Source organism: Nonomuraea insulae, from assembly GCF_042656245.1.
Map to the genome: position 1 here is coordinate 212,764 of NZ_JBHSPA010000047.1, position 15,533 is coordinate 228,296.

Annotated in this window: 12 protein-coding genes; 6 read left to right on the plus strand and 6 right to left on the minus strand. The window is 70.8% G+C overall.

What is annotated here, in order from left to right:
* Positions 1 to 58: 58 nt before the first annotated feature.
* The 5 genes from ACFPZ3_RS38195 to ACFPZ3_RS38215 form a co-directional block, all read right to left on the minus strand.
* The gene (locus tag ACFPZ3_RS38195) at positions 59 to 1,267 is read right to left on the minus strand and encodes a NosD domain-containing protein (protein WP_379519215.1); all 1,209 of its coding nucleotides are present in this window, start codon (positions 1,265 to 1,267) and stop codon (positions 59 to 61) included.
* Between the two features lie 126 nt (positions 1,268 to 1,393).
* The gene (locus ACFPZ3_RS38200; RefSeq protein WP_379519216.1) at positions 1,394 to 3,214 is read right to left on the minus strand and encodes a glycoside hydrolase family 13 protein; all 1,821 of its coding nucleotides are present in this window, start codon (positions 3,212 to 3,214) and stop codon (positions 1,394 to 1,396) included.
* 4 nt (positions 3,215 to 3,218) lie between these two features.
* Complete coding sequence (locus ACFPZ3_RS38205; RefSeq protein WP_379519232.1) at positions 3,219 to 4,052, minus strand: sugar ABC transporter permease; 834 nt, start codon at positions 4,050 to 4,052, stop codon at positions 3,219 to 3,221.
* A 17-nt stretch (positions 4,053 to 4,069) separates the two neighbouring features.
* Positions 4,070 to 5,638, minus strand: coding sequence for an ABC transporter permease subunit (locus tag ACFPZ3_RS38210; protein ID WP_379519217.1), 1,569 nt, complete (start codon positions 5,636 to 5,638; stop codon positions 4,070 to 4,072).
* A 1-nt stretch (position 5,639) separates the two neighbouring features.
* Complete coding sequence (locus ACFPZ3_RS38215) at positions 5,640 to 6,908, minus strand: sugar ABC transporter substrate-binding protein (protein WP_379519218.1); 1,269 nt, start codon at positions 6,906 to 6,908, stop codon at positions 5,640 to 5,642.
* 297 nt (positions 6,909 to 7,205) lie between these two features.
* Here ACFPZ3_RS38215 and ACFPZ3_RS38220 point away from each other — a divergent pair, with 297 nt between their 5' ends.
* The 3 genes from ACFPZ3_RS38220 (at position 7,206) to ACFPZ3_RS38230 (ending at position 10,745) form a co-directional block, all read left to right on the plus strand.
* Complete coding sequence (locus ACFPZ3_RS38220) at positions 7,206 to 8,699, plus strand: glycoside hydrolase family 13 protein (protein WP_379519219.1); 1,494 nt, start codon at positions 7,206 to 7,208, stop codon at positions 8,697 to 8,699.
* Positions 8,700 to 8,775: 76 nt separating this feature from the next.
* Positions 8,776 to 10,143: a sensor histidine kinase gene (locus ACFPZ3_RS38225; protein WP_379519220.1), complete on the plus strand. Its 1,368-nt coding sequence runs from the start codon at positions 8,776 to 8,778 to the stop codon at positions 10,141 to 10,143.
* Positions 10,144 to 10,295: 152 nt separating this feature from the next.
* Positions 10,296 to 10,745, plus strand: a complete 450-nt coding sequence (locus ACFPZ3_RS38230) for an SAM-dependent methyltransferase (protein ID WP_379519233.1) — start codon at positions 10,296 to 10,298, stop codon at positions 10,743 to 10,745.
* On the opposite strand, the gene ACFPZ3_RS38235 is transcribed toward ACFPZ3_RS38230, so the two are convergent.
* Positions 10,742 to 12,097 carry a cation:dicarboxylate symporter family transporter gene (locus tag ACFPZ3_RS38235; RefSeq protein WP_379519221.1) on the minus strand — a complete coding sequence of 452 codons (1,356 nt, stop codon included), beginning with the start codon at positions 12,095 to 12,097 and terminating at the stop codon, positions 10,742 to 10,744. The genes ACFPZ3_RS38230 and ACFPZ3_RS38235 overlap by 4 nt on opposite strands.
* A gap of 91 nt (positions 12,098 to 12,188) precedes the next feature.
* Here ACFPZ3_RS38235 and ACFPZ3_RS38240 point away from each other — a divergent pair, with 91 nt between their 5' ends.
* The 3 genes from ACFPZ3_RS38240 to ACFPZ3_RS38250 form a co-directional block, all read left to right on the plus strand.
* Positions 12,189 to 13,685, plus strand: coding sequence for a sensor histidine kinase (locus tag ACFPZ3_RS38240; protein ID WP_379519222.1), 1,497 nt, complete (start codon positions 12,189 to 12,191; stop codon positions 13,683 to 13,685).
* A complete protein-coding gene (locus tag ACFPZ3_RS38245; RefSeq protein ID WP_379519223.1) occupies positions 13,682 to 14,377 on the plus strand; it encodes a response regulator in 696 nt (231 codons plus the stop codon). Before ACFPZ3_RS38240 ends, ACFPZ3_RS38245 begins: the two co-directional genes overlap by 4 nt.
* Before the next feature lie 73 nt (positions 14,378 to 14,450).
* Positions 14,451 to 15,533: cytidylyltransferase domain-containing protein (locus tag ACFPZ3_RS38250; RefSeq protein ID WP_379519224.1), on the plus strand; the 1,083-nt coding region annotated here is incomplete at its 3' end.

Genomic DNA, 15,533 nt, shown 5'->3' on the forward strand with positions numbered 1-15,533 from the left:
TGGCTCACTATGCGAATGAGAAAAGGCAGATATAGGCACTAAACCCTGTCTTATCCCATCAGCTTTGGTATGCCCCCGCGTCCGGCGACCCCGGCAGTGCCTTGCCGGTGATGTCCTTGCCGAACGCCTTGCCGCCGTACCACCTGGGGGTCAGGGGCACGCCGCGCTTCAGCGCCGGGGAGCCCGGGCGCAGGTGCAGGTCGGTGCGGGAGACGAACTTCGGGTCGGCCATGACCGACTTGGGGCCGAGCTTGAACTTGGCCGTGCGGCCCTTGTAGACGCCGCCGTCCTCGTCGGCGCCCGAGCCGTCCTCCCAGCCCGCCTCCCCGCCGACCATGACGACGTTGTTGCGGAGCTTGAGTATGGACGGCGCGCAGCCGTCGTGGCAGGACCAGCCGATGGTGTCTCTGGCCGGCAGGTAGACCGAGTTGTGCACGGCGATCGTGCCCTTGACGGGGCCGACGACGTGGTGGGAGCCGCGGGTGATGAGGAAGGAGCCGCGGCTGCGGGCGGAGGTGACGACGTTGAAGGCGAACACGTTGCCGGTGGCCGTCTTGCCCTTCCGTGCGCCGAGTTCGGTGAAGGTCTCGTTGTTCCTGGAGGTGTTGTGGGTGACGCGGTTGCGGTCGCCGTTGAAGATCTCGACGGCGGCCCCGTCGGTGCCGTAGTCATCGCTCTTGGCGTAGCTGCCGGTGATGGTGTTGCCGGTCACCACGTTGTCGTCGCCGTTGAGGAGCACGCCGAACGCGCCGGAGTCGTTGTCGCCGCCCTCGTCGTTGACGCTCATCCGGTTGTTGTCGGTCAGGACGCTGTCGCGGATGGTGTTGCGGGAGCCGGCCGGCGTGACGTAGACGCCGGCGACGTTGCGGTCGGCCTGCACGCCGTTCAGCTCGTTGGAGTCGCCGTCGAGCAGGAAGCCGGCCCAGCGGCAGCCGGAGGCGCGCAGGCCGCTGACCCGCCAGTGGTCGCCCTTGACGACCACGCAGTCGTCGCGGGTGCCGCTGATCTTGGCGAGCGCCCCGGTGCCGTACGCCTGGATCTTGATCGGCTGGGCGGCGGTGCCGCTGGCCTTCAGCCTGAGCGGGCCGGTGAAGCCGCTGCCGCGCTTGACGGAGATCGTGTCGCCCGGCTTGAGCGCGGCGGCGTTGACCTTGTCGAGACTCTTCCACGCGGTGGCCGCGCTGGTGCCGGCCGCCCCGTCGTCACCGGCGCGGGAGTCGACGAAGTAGGTGGCGCCCGCCCGAGCGCCCGCATGCGTGGACGCCATGGACGCCGTGGACGGTACGGCAGACAGGAGCGTGGCCATAACGGCTACGGACAGCGACCTCATGCGGGCACACCACTATCTGCTCGGGGAGAACACGGAAAAGCAGCAGAGGCCACCGTAGCGTGATCACCGTGTGACGCGCCACACACCCAGCGAAGGTCCTTCACCGGGGATGACGTCGCCGTCCGGAGCGCCGTACAGGCCGGTGGCGTGCGTGCCGAGGGCGAGCGGCGCGCCCGGGGCGCGGCGCGCGCAGACCACGATCGACTCCTCGTAGGTCTCCCGCGCGAACACCAGGCAGTCGGCGTCGGCGTGCAGCCAGCGCAGGCCGCCGTGCCGCAGGGCGGGCTCGGCCCGGCGCAGCCCGAGTAGCTCTCGGTAACCGGCCAGGGTCTTCAGGTCCTGGTCGTGGGGCCGGTTCCAGGGCATGGGGGTGCGGGAGTGCTCGCCGTTCACGCCGGTCAGGCCGAACTCGCTGCCGGCGAACACCATCGGCGTGCCCGGCAGCGTGGCCTGCAGCCCGAGGGCGAGCAGGTGGCGCTCGCGCGAGCCGGTCACCGTGCGGATGCGCGGCGAGTCGTGCGAGTCGAGGAGCTGCCAGGAGTGCACGAGCGAGCGCCACGACATCTGCGACCCGAACGACCTGAACGCGGCCAGCGTGGCGGCCCCGTCGCGGGCGGGCACGCCGCCCGGCACGCCCAGGAAGTGCTCCAGGTCCAGGTCGGGCCCGCGCAGCCAGGACCAGACGGGCCGGGTGAAGCCGCCGTAGTTCATGGTGCCGTGCCAGCCGTCGCGGTCGAGGTCGCGCGTGGCGTCGTGGTTGTGCTCGGCGATGAAGGCGGCCTCGGGGCCGAGTTCGGCGCGCAGCAGGGCGGCGGCCTCGTGGGCGTGGTCGTCGCCGCCGCGCCTGCCGGTCATGTTGGCCACGTCCACGCGCCAGCCGTCGAACGGGCCGAGCCACTTCGTCAGCACCGCCTTCATGCCGGCGCGCACCAGCGGGCTGCCCCAGTTGAGCTTGGGCAGGCTCTTGAAGCCCCACCAGGACTCGTAGTCGCCGGTTTCGGGGTCGAAGTAGAACATGTCGCGCTCTGGGGCGTTCACGTCGGAGACGGCCGCGGTGAACCATTCGTGGGTGTCGCCGCAGTGGTTGGTGGTGATGTCGCCGAGCAGGCGCATGCCGCGGCCGTGCAGCGCGCCGGACAGCCGGTGCAGGGCCTCGTCGCCGCCGAGCAGCGGATCCACGCGCTCGAAGGTCGAGGCGTTGTAGCGGTGGTTGGAGCGGGCGGGGAAGATCGGCGTGAGGTAGACGGTGTCGGCGCCGAGGCTCTGGATGTGGTCGAGCCTGCGGCCGATGCCGTCGAGGTCGCCGCCGTAGAACTGGCGGGAGGTGCCGGGGCCGCTGGGGATCACCGGGTCGCGGTCCCAGTCGCGCGGCAGCGCCCAGTCGGGCAGGCCGGGCACGTCGGGCGCGTCGGGCGCGTCGGGCGCGTCGGTCAGGGGCGGCCCCGAGCGCTCGAAGCGGTCGGGGAAGATCTGGTAGACGATCGCGTCGGGCATCCACGACGGCGGCGGCTGGTGGCAGACGAGACGGAAGTCGCCGGCGTCGGTGAGGTCGTGCGCGGCGAGTCCCGCCCCGGTCAGCCAGTACGCCTGCCCGCTCCCGGTGTGGAGCAGGAAGCGGTAGGGGGTGACGGGGTTGACCGCGGTGATCTCGGCGCGCCACCAGACGTCGGTGCCGCCGTACCCGCCCGCGGCCCGGCGCGAGTCGTCCACGGACGCCTCGGCGTAGCGGGGCTCGCCGTCGTGCACGACGCGCACGTGCACACCGGTGACCCCGGCGGCCAGCGGCGCCCGCAGCCAGAGCGTCACCCGCGAGCCGAGCGCGGGCCGCTGGTCGGATACGTACAGGGCCGAGCCGTCGTGATGCGGCTCCGCGAGGTAGCGCAATGTCCTATCCCTTGACAGCGCCGGCGGTCAGGCCGGAGACGATGTACTTCTGCAACCACAGGAACACACCCACGGTGGGGATGGCGGTGATCAGCGTGGCCGCGGCGAACATGCCGAAGTTGGCGTTGCGGTGGTCGCCGGCGATCATGCCGTACATGCCGACGGCCAGCGTCTTGCTCTCCGGGTCGCGCAGGAACACGTTCGCCATGAGGAACTCGCTCATCGTGCCGATGAAGGCCAGCATCGCGGTGACCGCGAGGATCGGCGTGACCAGCGGCATGATCACCCGCCAGAAGATCTGGGCGTGGGTGGCGCCGTCCACGGTGGCGGCCTCGTCCAGCTCCTTGGGGACGCTGTCGAGGAAGCCCTTCATCAGCCAGGTGTTGGCGCCGAGCGCGCCGCCGAGGTAGAGCAGCAGCAGGCCCCACACGCCGTCGAAGCCGAAGGCCGGGTAGAGCTCGGTCACCCTGGTGAAGATCATGAAGATCGTCACGATGGCGAGGAACTGCGGGAACATCTGGATGAGCAGCAGCGCCATCAGCCCGGTGCGGCGGCCTCTGAAGCGCATGCGGCTGAAGGCGTAGGCGGCCAGCATCGACAACAGCAGGCTGGCGGACGACGACATCAGCGCGACGAACACCGAGTTGAGGAACCAGCGGGCGAACGGGTAGTCGTCGGAGGTCAGCAGGTGGACGAAGCCGGCCGGGCTCGCGCCGGTCGGCAGCAGGTCGGTGGAGGCCAGCGTGCCCATCGGGTTGATCGCGGCCGAGAGCACGAACAGGATCGGGAACACCGCGAACGCGCACACGGCGAGCACGAGGATGTGCCGCAGCGCCATCTTCAACGGGGCCGTTCTCACGCGTAGACCTCCTCCTGCTGCCGGGTACGCCGGAAGGCCACGGCCGAGATGACGGCCACGATGGCGAAGATGAACACCGAGATGGCCGCCGCGAAGCCGAACTGGGCGCCGCTCGGCCCGAACGCGAGCCTGAAGGTGTAGGTGATGAGCAGGTCGGTGCTGCCCACCAGCGGGTTCTCGGCGGGGAACGGCCCGCCCTCGGTGGTCAGGGCGATGGCGTTGTAGTTGTTGAAGTTGAAGGCGAACGACGAGATCAGCAGCGGCGTGAGCGCGACGAGCAGCAGCGGCAGCGTGACCCGGCCGAACGCCTTCCACGGTGTGGCCCCGTCGATGGAGGCGGCCTCGGTCAGCTCGCGCGGGATGGACTGCAGCGCGCCGGTGGTGACGAGGAACATGTACGGGAAGCCGAGCCACAGGTTGACCAGGATCACCCCGAGCCGGGCGGTCGTGGGCTCGCCGAGCCAGTCGATGTTGGCGCCGAGGAGCTGGTTGATCAGGCCGAAGTCCCGGTTGAACATGTCGCGCCAGACCAGCAGCATGGCGAAGGCGGGCATCGCGTACGGCAGGACGAGCACGATCCGGTAGATCTTGGTGCCGCGCATGCGCGGGTGGTGCAGGGCCAGGGCGACCGCCATGCCGAGCCCGAACGTGCCGAGCACGGAGGTCAGGGCGAAGACGAGGTTCCAGCCCAGAACCCCCGCGAAGTATCCCGAAATAGTGGGATTTGTCAGGACTCGGAGGAAGTTGTCCAGGCCGACGTTGACCTGCCAGCCCTGCGCCAGATGCTCGCCCCCGGCGTTGACGAAGTAGCCCTGCCCCTCGTCGGCCGTCCAGGTGCCGCCGTCGCCGCGTACGCAGTCGCAGCCGGCGTCGTACACCAGCGCGGCCCTGCCCTCGACGGCCCGGCTGAGCCCGTTCGCCTTGATCAGGCCGCCGCCGGTCGGCACGGAGAACGCGGAGCTCTCCTGGCCGCGGGCGGCGGCCTCCGGCGCCTTGAGCACGGTCAGGCCGGGTGCGGCGAGCACCTTGCCGGTGACGCCGACCCGCGCGCCGTCCAGCCGCGACAGGCCCTCGGCCGTTCCCAGGCTCGCCTGCTTGGTCGCCGGATCCACCAGCAGGAACACCAGGTCGCCTTCGCGTAGCGCCACGGTGAGCGCGTACTCGGGCGAGCCGGGCGCCTGGCGGACCGAGCCGGTCTCGATGGCGGTGACGGCGGTGGCCTTGTCGCCGCGGTGCCCGTCGCCGAAGTTCGTGAACGCCGTGGTGACCGTGTAGAGGACGGGGAACACCTGGAAGGCGATCAGGAACACGGTGCCCGGCACGAGGTATTTGGCCGGGATGAAGCGGCGGGTCAGGTAGAGGTAGGCCAGGCCCGCGCTGAGCGCGCCCAGCAGCGCCAGCCAGACCCAGGAGCCGGCGGCGACCAGCGGCGGCACGGCGTACAGCAGGATCGCGGACGCGACGGCGAGCACGACGATCCTGCTCACCACGAAGGCGGTGGTGATCTCCCGGCGGGGCCGTGGAGGAGCCTTGTCCTCCACGGTCTCGCGCACGTCCAGGGCCATGTCAGTTCTTGAGCGAGCCGTCGATGGCCTTCTGCGCCGCCGTGGCGGCCTTGGCCGCGTCGCCGCCCTTGACCACGGCGTTCTCCGCGATGCCGAACGGCTCCCAGATGGCCGCCATCTCGGGGATGGCCGGCATCGGCAGGCCGTCCTTGCCCGCGTCCATGAACTTGGCCGCGTCGGGGTCGCTCGCCTGCACCTCGTCGAGGGCGGCGGTCAGCGCCGGGGGCCGCGGGTCGGCGTCGTAGAGCGCCTTGGCGACGTCCTTGTTGGTCACGTAATTGGCGACGAACTCCTGCGCCAGGGCCTTGTTCTTGCCCTTGGAGGCGACGAAGAAGCTCTGCACGCCGACGAACGGGGTGGCGGGCCTGCCGCCCTCGAACGGCGGGACGGGCGTGATGTCGTAGTCGATGCCGCCCTTCTTGACCTCGCTGATCGCCCACGGGCCCGAGACGAGGTAGGCGCACTTGCCGCCGGCGAAGTTGACGATGTAGTTCTCGTTCGTCAGCGAGGTGCGCAGGCCGCCCTCGCCCTTCTCACCGAGCTCCTTCAGCTTCCCGAACGCCTTGACCGAGTCCGCCGAGCCGAGCAGCACCTGCTTGGGGTCGGGGTCGCCGCCGGCGGTGGTGCCGAACAGCGCGCCGCCGCCGGAGGCGAAGATCGGGTAGACGTGGAAGGCGTCGCCCTTCTGGCCGACGGGGATGCAGAGCACCTCCTTGACCTTGCCGGCCTTCTTCAGCTCCTTGCCCTTCTCGATCAGCTCCTCGATGGAGGCGGGAGCGTCGGGGGCGAGCTCGGTGTTGCGGATGAGGGCGATGTTCTCCACCGCGTACGGGGCCCCGTAGATCTGCCCGTTGAACGTCACGGCCTGGATCGCCTTCGGGGAGAAGGCCGCCTTCTGCTCCTCGGTGAGAGTCACCGGGTCGATGGCGCCGTTCTGCACCAGATTGCCGATCCAGTCGTGGGCGCCGATCATGATGTCCGGACCGCTGCCCTGCTGGGAGGCCGTCAGGAAGGTGATCTGGTTGTCCTTGCTGATCTCCTTCACCTCGACGCTCACGCCGTTCTCGGTGCCGAACTGGTCGGCGAAGGGCTTGAGCGGCTTGACCCGGCTGGGGTCGGCCCAGATCACCAGCGTGCCGCCGCCGCCCGGCGACGAGGCCGCGGCCGACGCGCTGGGTGCCGCCTGGGGGGAGGACGGGGATTCGCCGCACGCCGTCGCGGCGAACGCGAGAGTCGCGAGAGCTGCCACACCCAGAGCCCGGATGCGCATGGGGGACCTCCTGAGGTCACCGAGGACGGGCGGCGCCACACGCGCCGCCGCCGGAGAAGAATGCCGGAACGTTTCCGGGACGTTAGCCGCTCTTTGCAAGAATTGGAAGAATTTGCGAAAGAGCGTTACCTGATCCAGATTGACCCCGCACCACCTGACCTGGCGGGCACTCCGGACGATCGCCGATGGTGAAATCTGCAACTTTCCGAAACTTGCGCTTGACCATCTGCGGACGATCACGACATCGTTGGCCAGAACACCACCCGACATCTCGGGTCACCCGGGGGAAGGACAGCCATGCTCGGCAACGACGACTGGTGGCGTGACGCCGTCGTGTACCAGGTCTACCCGCGTAGTTTCGCCGACGCCGACGGCGACGGCACGGGAGACCTCGCAGGCGTGCGCGATCGCCTGGGCTACCTGTCGGAGCTGGGCGTGGACGCCATCTGGCTGAGCCCCTTCTACACCTCCCCCATGGCCGACGGCGGCTACGACGTGGCCGACTACCGCGACGTGGACCCCATGTTCGGCTCGCTGGCCGACTTCGACGCGCTCGTCGCCGACGCGCACGCCCGAGACATCAGGGTCATCGTGGACCTGGTGCCGAACCACTCCTCCGACCGGCACCCCTGGTTCCAGGCCGGGCTGCGTGAGCGCTACATCTTCCGCGACAAGCCCAACGACTGGGAGTCGATCTTCGGCGGGCCCGCGTGGACGCAGGTCGAGGACGGCTCCTGGTACCTGCACCTGTTCGCGCCCGAGCAGCCCGACCTCAACTGGGACAACCCCGAGGTGCGCGCCGAGTTCCGCGGCATCCTGCGGTTCTGGCTCGACCGGGGCGTGGACGGCTTCAGGATCGACGTGGCACACGGCATGGTCAAGGCCGAGGGCCTGCCTGACGTGGGGCAGAAGGACGGGCCGCAGGCGGAGATGCTGGGCGATGAGCAGGTGCCGTACTTCGACCAGGACGGGGTGCACGAGATCTACCGCGAGTGGCGGCCGATCCTCGACTCCTACCCCGGCGGGCGGATGGCGGTGGCCGAGGCGTGGGTGTCCTCGCCGGAGCGGCTGGCCCGCTACATCGGCCCGCAGGAGTTGCACCAGGCGTTCAACTTCGAGTTCATGATGGCGGACTTCCACGCCAAGTCCTTCCGTGCCGTGATCGAGAAGTCGCTGAAGGAGGCCGAACTGGTCGGCGCGCCCACCACCTGGGTGCTGTCCAACCACGACAAGCCGCGCCACGTCACCCGCCACGGCGGCCTGGCCCGCGCGCGGGCGGCCACGCTGCTCATGCTGGCGCTGCCCGGCTCCGCCTACCTCTACAACGGTGAGGAGCTGGGCCTGCCGGAGGTGCTCGACCTGCCCGACGAGCTGCGGCAGGACCCGGCGTTCCTGCGCCGGGGCCAGAGCCGCGACGGCTGCCGGGTGCCTCTCCCGTGGACCTCCGCCGACGGGCTCGGCTGGCGCGACCCGTGGCTGCCGATCCCCGCCGAGTGGGCGGAGTTGTCGGCCGAGGCGCAGCAGGACGACCCCGGCTCCACGCTGAACCTCTACCGGGCCGCGCTGAAGCTGCGCAAGCGGCACCCGGCGCTCGGCGGCGGCACGCTGAGGTGGCTCGACTCGCCGAAGGACGTGCTGGCCATCGAGCGCGACCCCGGGCTGATCGTGGTGCTCAACACGGGCGAGGAGCCCGCACGCGTCGATCTGCCGGGCGAGGTGCTGCTGTCCAGCGGCCCGCTGATGGAGGACGGGGTGATCCCGCCGGACACCACCGTGTGGCTGCAACGATGACGGGTTGGGAGAAACTTTCCCGTTAACCAACAAATACCCGACATATCACTGCAATCACGCTCGGTAACCTCGGGGGGTGGCACCCTGGTGGGCCAGGTCCCTGCGCGGACGCGTGACCCTCATCGCGACGGCCGTAGCCGCCCTCGTGCTCATGCCCGTGGGCATAGCCGGAGTCATCGCGGCCAGGACGCTGGTCACGGCCAGCGTGTTCAGCGACACCAGGGACACGGCCGAGCGGATCGCGTTCGAGATGCGCGGCGGCGCGCTGCCCATGGGCGCCGCCATCCCGGTGCCCATCCCGTCGGTGGACCTGATCCAGGTGGTCGGCCCCGACGGGCGCTTCCTGGCCACGAGTGACGCGGCCAGGAACCTGCCGCCGCTCAGCGACGTGCGCCCCACCGCCAAGAACCGGGTCATCAACACCACGAGCTGCCTGCCGACCGAGTGCGTGAACCTGACGGCGGTACGCGTCAGCGTGTTCGCCGACTCCCCCATCGTCTACGCGGGCCGCAGCACGCCCGAGGTGCTGGCCGGCCATACCCTCGAGATCGTCGTGTTCGGGGAGGTGGCCCTGCTCATCGCGCTGGCGGGGTGGGCCACGTGGCTGGTCACCGGGCGGGCGCTGCGGCCGGTGGCGACCATGCGGGCGGAGCTGGACGCCGTCTACGCCGGGGACCTCAGCCACCGCGTCACGCAGCCGCCGGGCGACGACGAGGTGTCCCAGCTCGCCCGCTCCGTCAACGGCACGCTGGCCCGGCTGGAACGCTCCGCCCAGCAGCAGCGCCAGTTCGCCTCCGACGCCTCGCACGAGCTGCGCACCCCGATCGCCGGGCTGCGGGCGCAGTTGGAGAGCGCCCAGCTCTACCCGGACGACACCGACGTGGGCACGCTGGTGGAAAGCGCGCTGCGCGACACCGACCGACTGGAGGCCATCATCACGGACCTGCTGCTGCTGGCCAGGATCGGCTCGCGGGTGGACGTGGCCAAGGAACGCATCGACCTGGCCGCGCTGGTGCGGCAGGAGCTCGCCGTGCGCAGTGACAAGCTCCCCGTGCGGGTGGACCTGGACGAGGGGGTGGTGGTCGAGGGCGTACGGCTCCAGCTCGCCCGGGTCCTGACGAACCTGCTGGACAACGCGCAGCGCCACGCCGAGCACGCGGTCCGCGTCTCGGTGTCCAGGTCGGACGGGACGGCGGTGCTGGCGGTCGAGAACGACGGCATGGAGATCGCCGAGGGCGACCGCGAGCGCATCTTCGAGCGCTTCACCCGCCTCGACGCCGCCCGCAGCCGCGACGCGGGCGGCACGGGGCTGGGCCTGGCCATCGCGCGCGACGTGGCGATGGCGCACCGGGGCCAGATCAGCGTGGAGGACTACGTGGGTGGCGCCCGATTCGTCCTGCGGCTGCCGACGGTGGATTTCCCGCGCCGCTGTAGTGGATCATGATGGTATGACCGAAGAGGCGCCGCAGAGCGTGAACCCCCACATCCCCAACGCGGCGCGGATGTATGACTACTTCCTCGGCGGCAAGGACACTTCAAGGCCGACCGGGACCTGGGTGACCTGGTGATGGGCTGGCCGACCCGGACCGGGTGGCCATGGTCCTGGGCGACGCCCGCCGGCCGGAGGAGATCCTGGCCGCTCCCGAGGTGCGCGAGCTGCTGGACCTCGACCGGCCGGTGGCCGTGCTGATGATGTTCGTCCTGCACCTCATCGGCGACGAGGACGACCCGCGGAGCTTCATGGCCGCCTACCGCTCCGCGCTCGCGCCCGGCAGCTACCTGGCGATCTCGCACGTGACCAACGACGTGGCCACCGAGCGCACGGCCCAGGTCACCGGCTTCTACCGCAAGGCCAACGCGGACTTCACGCCGCGGCCCGGCAAGGAGATCGCCGCCTTCTTCGGCGACTTCGAGCTCATCCCGCCGGGCCTGGCCACCGGCCTGCCGACCCACCAGGTCTGGCCGTTCGCCGACCCGGTCGACCCGATCCTCGTGGACGACGACCTGGCCCGGATGGCGTACGCGGGGATCGGCCGCAAACCCTAGGCGGGCGACATCTCCTTGGCCGGCTCGCGCGGCGGCTCGTCCTCGTCCGAGCCGTCAGTGCCGTCGGTGCCGCCGTCGTCCAGCAGCGTGGCCTCGTCGAACGGCGCCTGCCCGGCCAGCACCAGCTCCGCCCGGTCCCGGTCGAACTCGCCCGTCCAGGTACCGACGAGCACGGTGGCCACGGCGTTGCCGGCGAAGTTGGTCAGCGCCCGGGCCTCGGACATGAACCGGTCGATGCCCACGATGAGGCCCACGCCGTCCACCAGCTCCGGCCGGTGCGCCTGCAGGCCGCCGGCCAGCGTGGCCAGGCCCGCCCCGGTGACGCCCGCCGCCCCCTTGGAGGCGATCATCATGAACAGCAGCAGCGCCACCTGCTCCCCGAGCTCCAGCGGCGCCCCGGTGGCCGAGGCGATGAACAGCGTGGCCATGGTCAGGTAGATCGCGGTGCCGTCGAGGTTGAAGGAGTAGCCGGTCGGCACGGTGATGCCGGCCACGGTCTTGCTCACGCCCAGGTGCTCCATCTTGGCGATGAGCCGGGGCAGGGCGGTCTCCGACGAGGACGTGGACAGGATCAGCAGGAACTCCCTGCCCAGGTAGCGCAGCAGCGACCACAGGTTGATCCGGGCGAACACCCACAGGACCGTGCCGAGTACCACGCCGACGAACAACACACACGTCACGTAGAAGGCGATCATGATGATGGCCAGGCTCTTGAGCGCCTCGATCCCGGTGGCGCCGACGACGGCCGCCATGGCGCCGAACGCGCCCACCGGCGCCGCCCACATGACCATGGCCAGGATGCGGAACACCAGCCGCTGGAAGTGCTCCACACCACGCAGGATCGGCGCGCCCTTGGGCCCCATGGCCTGCAGCGCGAACCCGGTCAGCAGCGCGACCAGCAGCGCCTGCAGCACGGAGCCGTTGGTGAGCGCCGAGACCACCGTCTTGGGGATGATGCCGAGCAGGAAGTCGACGGTGCTGGCGTCCGCGCCCTTGGCCGCCTCCGCCTCGGCCGCCGCCCTGCCGGTCTCGGTGAGCTGCAGGCCCGAGCCCGGGTCGATGATGTTGCCGACGACCAGGCCGATGAGCAGCGCTACCGTGGACATGACGATGAAGTAGCCGAGGGCGAGCCCGCCGACCTTGCCGACCTGGGCCGCCTGACGCACCGAGCCGATGCCCAGCACGATCGTGCAGAAGATGATCGGGCCGATCACCATCTGGATCAGCGCGACGAAGCCGGTGCCGATGGGTTTGAGCTCTTTGCCCACGTCCGGCCAGACGAAGCCGACCAGGATCCCGAGCAGGACCGCCACAATGACGGCCAGGTAGAGATAGCGAGTGCGATCGCGCATAGGGGGGTCTCCGGCGTTTTGGAACGACCTTCTGTTTGTGCGACTATGCGCCTCACGGGTGATGCAGGTCACTATTGCGTAAGTTTCGTTCATGGGGGTGACGGAGATGCGGGGCTGGAGCCTGGCGGGCCAGATGCTGGTCCTGCAGCTGCTCGTGGTCGCCGTCACGGTGACGGGCGGCGCGGCGCTCGCCCTGGTGCAGGCGCACGAGCTGCTCACCGAGGAGGCGGGCGCCACCGCCACGGCCGTGGCGGTCAGCGTGGCGGCCTCGCCTGACGTGCTGGACGCCCTGGACCAGCCTGACCCGACCGTACGGCTGCAGCCGTACGCCGAACGCGTGCGCGGCGCGACGGGCGTGGACTTCGTCACCATCATGAAGCCCGACGGCACCCGCTACACCCACCCGACCCGCGGCGAGATCGGCAAGCGGTTCCTCGGCCACACCGGCCGGGCGCTGGCCGGTGAGACCTTTACCGAGACCTACACCGGCACGCTCGGCGCCTCCAAGCGGGCGGTGACGCCGGTCATGGTGGACGGCCGGGTCAGGGCCCTGGTCAGCGCCGGCATCACGATCGACCGGATCAGCGCCAGGCTGCGCGACCGGCTCGCCTGGGGTGCCCTCGTCGTCGCGCTCGCGCTCTCCCTGGGCGCGGCCGGCACCTGGCTGGTCACCGCGCGGCTGCGCCGCCAGACGCACGGCCTGGGCCCGGTCGAGCTGGGCCGCATCCACGAGCACCACGACGCGGTCCTGCACGCCGTCAGGGAGGGCCTGCTGCTGGTCGGCAGGGACGGCACGCTGACGTTGTGCAACGACGCGGCCCGGCTGCTGCTCGGCCTGCCCGCCGACGCCGAAGGCCGGCACGTGCGCGAACTGGGTCTCGAGGAGGTGCTCGCCGACGACGAGGAACGCGTCCACCTGGTCGGGGACCGGGTCCTGGCCGTCAACAGCGCGGCCAGCAGGCTCGGCACGGTCGTCACCGTACGCGACCACACCGAGCTGCAGGCGCTCACCGGGCAGCTCGACGCCGAGCGCGGCTTCGCCGACTCGCTGCGCTCGGCCGCGCACGAGGCGGCCAACCGGCTGCACACGGTGATCACGCTGGTGGAGCTGGGCCGTACCGAGCAGGCGGTGGCCCTGGGCACGGCGGAGCTGCGGGCCGCGCAGGAGCTGACCGACCGGGTGGTCGGAGCGGTGCGCGAGCCGGTGCTGGCGGCGCTGCTGCTGGGCAAGTGCGCCGAGGCGGCCGAGCGCGGCGGCGAGCTGGTGATCACCGACGACAGCGAGCTGGACGACCTGGGCCTCGACCCGCGCGAGCTGGTCACGATCGTGGGCAACCTGATCGACAACGCCATCGACGCGGCCACCCGGGTGGAGGCGCACCTGAGCGCCGACGAGCGCGGAGTGGTGATCAGGGTTTCCGACGACGGTCCCGGGCTGACCGGCAAGGACGCGTTCGAGAAGGGCTGGACCACCAAGGGCGACGGGCACGGCCTGGGCCTGGCGCTGGTGGGGCAGGCGGTGCGGCGGCTGGGCGGCAGCATCGAGGTGGCGGGCTCGGCGTTCACGGTGAGGCTGCCGGTGCCATGACCGTCTCAGTGCCGGGCTCGGGCTCGATCATATCCGTGCTGGTGGTCGAGGACGAGGAGATCACCGCCGAGGCCAACCGCATCTACGTCGAGAGGGTGCCCGGCTTCGCGGTGGCCGGGGTGGTCAGGTCCGGCGGGGAGGCGCTGCGCTTCCTGCGCGGGCGGCCCGTGGACCTCATCCTGCTCGACCTGTACCTGCCGGACATGCACGGCCTGGAGGTGTGCCGGGCGGTGCGGGCGGGCGGCCTCATGTGCGACGTGATCGCCGTCACCTCCGCGCGCGACCTGGCCATGGTGCGTTCAGCGGTGTCGCTGGGCATCTCCCAGTACCTGCTCAAACCGTTCACCTACGCGACACTCGCGGAGAAGCTGACGCGTTACGCCCGGTTCAAGGAGGAGGCCGGCCTGGCCGTCGGCCAGGGCGACGTGGACCGCGTCCTGGGCGCCCTGCGGGGCCCCTCGGAGCTGCCCAAAGGCATGGCGAGCGACACCCTCGGCACCGTGGCCGCGCAGTTGCGCGAGCATCCGCGGGGGGTGGGCGCGCAGGCCGTGGCGGACGCGATCGGAGTGTCCCGCGTGACGGCCCGGCGCTACCTGGAATACCTGGTGGAGCTGGGGGTGGCAGCCCGTGTCCCGCAGTACGGCGGAGTGGGCCGGCCAGAGTTGCTCTACCGGATCCCCATGGAAAGTTAATGACGGTGACGCTGGCCGTTCAATCCAGCCCTCTAGCTTCTGGGTGCAATCCGATGCACTGAGGAGACACACCTTGCGAGTCCTGGCCGTAGTTCCCGCCCGCGGAGGTTCGGCGGGCGTACCCCTGAAGAACCTCGCCCTGGTCGGGGGTGTCCCGCTGGTCACCCGGGCAGTGCGGGCGTGCCTGCGCGCCGACCTGGTGGACCAGGTCGTGGTCAGCACCGACCACGACGGGATCGCCGAGACCGCCAGGCAGGCGGGCGCGATCGTGGTGGAGCGCCCCGAGGAGCTGAGCGGCGCCACCGCCTCCAGCGAGTCCGCCGTGCTGCACGCGCTCGACGCCCTGGAGGAGGCGCCGGAGGTCGTCGTGCTCGTGCAGTGCACCAGCGCGTTCATCGACCCCGGCGACTTGTCCGCGGCGGTGCGCAAGGTGCTCGACGGCGAGGCCGACTCGGTCGTGTCCGGCCTGCCCACGCACGAGTTCCTGTGGACGGCCACCGGTGGCGGGATCAACCACGACCCGGCCGTCCGGCAGCGCCGTCAGGATCGCGACCCCGAGTTCCGCGAGAACGGCGCCTTCTACGTCATGCGCACCGAGGGCCTGCGCGAGCACGGCCACCGCTTCTTCGGCGAGGTCGCCGTGCAGCCGGTGCCGGTGCGGCACGCCGTGGAGATCGACAACCCGGAGGACCTGGAGCTCGTGCGCGCGCTCGCCCCGTTCATCGACACGCCCGAGCCGATCGACGTGGACGCCGTCATCACCGACTTCGACGGCGTGCACACCGACGACCGCGCCTACATCGACTCCGACGGCCGCGAGATGGTGCTGGTCAGCCGCTCCGACGGCATGGGCGTGTCGCTGCTGCGCCGCTCCGGCGTCAAGGTGCTGATCATGTCCACCGAGCAGAACCCGGTGGTGGCCGCCCGCGCCCGCAAGCTCGGCGTGCCCGTGCTGCAGGGCCTGGCCGACAAGCGCACCGTGCTGCGCGACTGGCTGAACATCGAGGGCCTCGACCCGGCCCGCGTCGCCTACGTCGGCAACGACGTCAACGACCTGGGCCCGATGGGCGAGGTCGGCTGGCCGATCGCCACCCCCGACGCCCACCCCCGCGTGCGCGCCGCCGCCCGCGTGGTGCTGACCACACCCGGCGGGTCG

Bases quoted from the DNA above. Each gene is read 5' to 3' on its own strand.
- ACFPZ3_RS38195 (WP_379519215.1), bottom strand. From the start codon at position 1,267: ATGGCGTCCACGCATGCGGGCGCTCGGGCGGGCGCCACCTACTTCGTC.
- ACFPZ3_RS38205 (WP_379519232.1), bottom strand. From the start codon at position 4,052: ATGGCGCTGCGGCACATCCTCGTGCTCGCCGTGTGCGCGTTCGCGGTG.
- ACFPZ3_RS38210 (WP_379519217.1), bottom strand. From the start codon at position 5,638: ATGGCCCTGGACGTGCGCGAGACCGTGGAGGACAAGGCTCCTCCACGG.
- ACFPZ3_RS38215 (WP_379519218.1), bottom strand. From the start codon at position 6,908: ATGCGCATCCGGGCTCTGGGTGTGGCAGCTCTCGCGACTCTCGCGTTC.
- ACFPZ3_RS38220 (WP_379519219.1), top strand. From the start codon at position 7,206: ATGCTCGGCAACGACGACTGGTGGCGTGACGCCGTCGTGTACCAGGTC.
- ACFPZ3_RS38230 (WP_379519233.1), top strand. From the start codon at position 10,296: ATGGTCCTGGGCGACGCCCGCCGGCCGGAGGAGATCCTGGCCGCTCCC.
- ACFPZ3_RS38235 (WP_379519221.1), bottom strand. From the start codon at position 12,097: ATGCGCGATCGCACTCGCTATCTCTACCTGGCCGTCATTGTGGCGGTC.
- ACFPZ3_RS38240 (WP_379519222.1), top strand. From the start codon at position 12,189: ATGGGGGTGACGGAGATGCGGGGCTGGAGCCTGGCGGGCCAGATGCTG.
- ACFPZ3_RS38245 (WP_379519223.1), top strand. From the start codon at position 13,682: ATGACCGTCTCAGTGCCGGGCTCGGGCTCGATCATATCCGTGCTGGTG.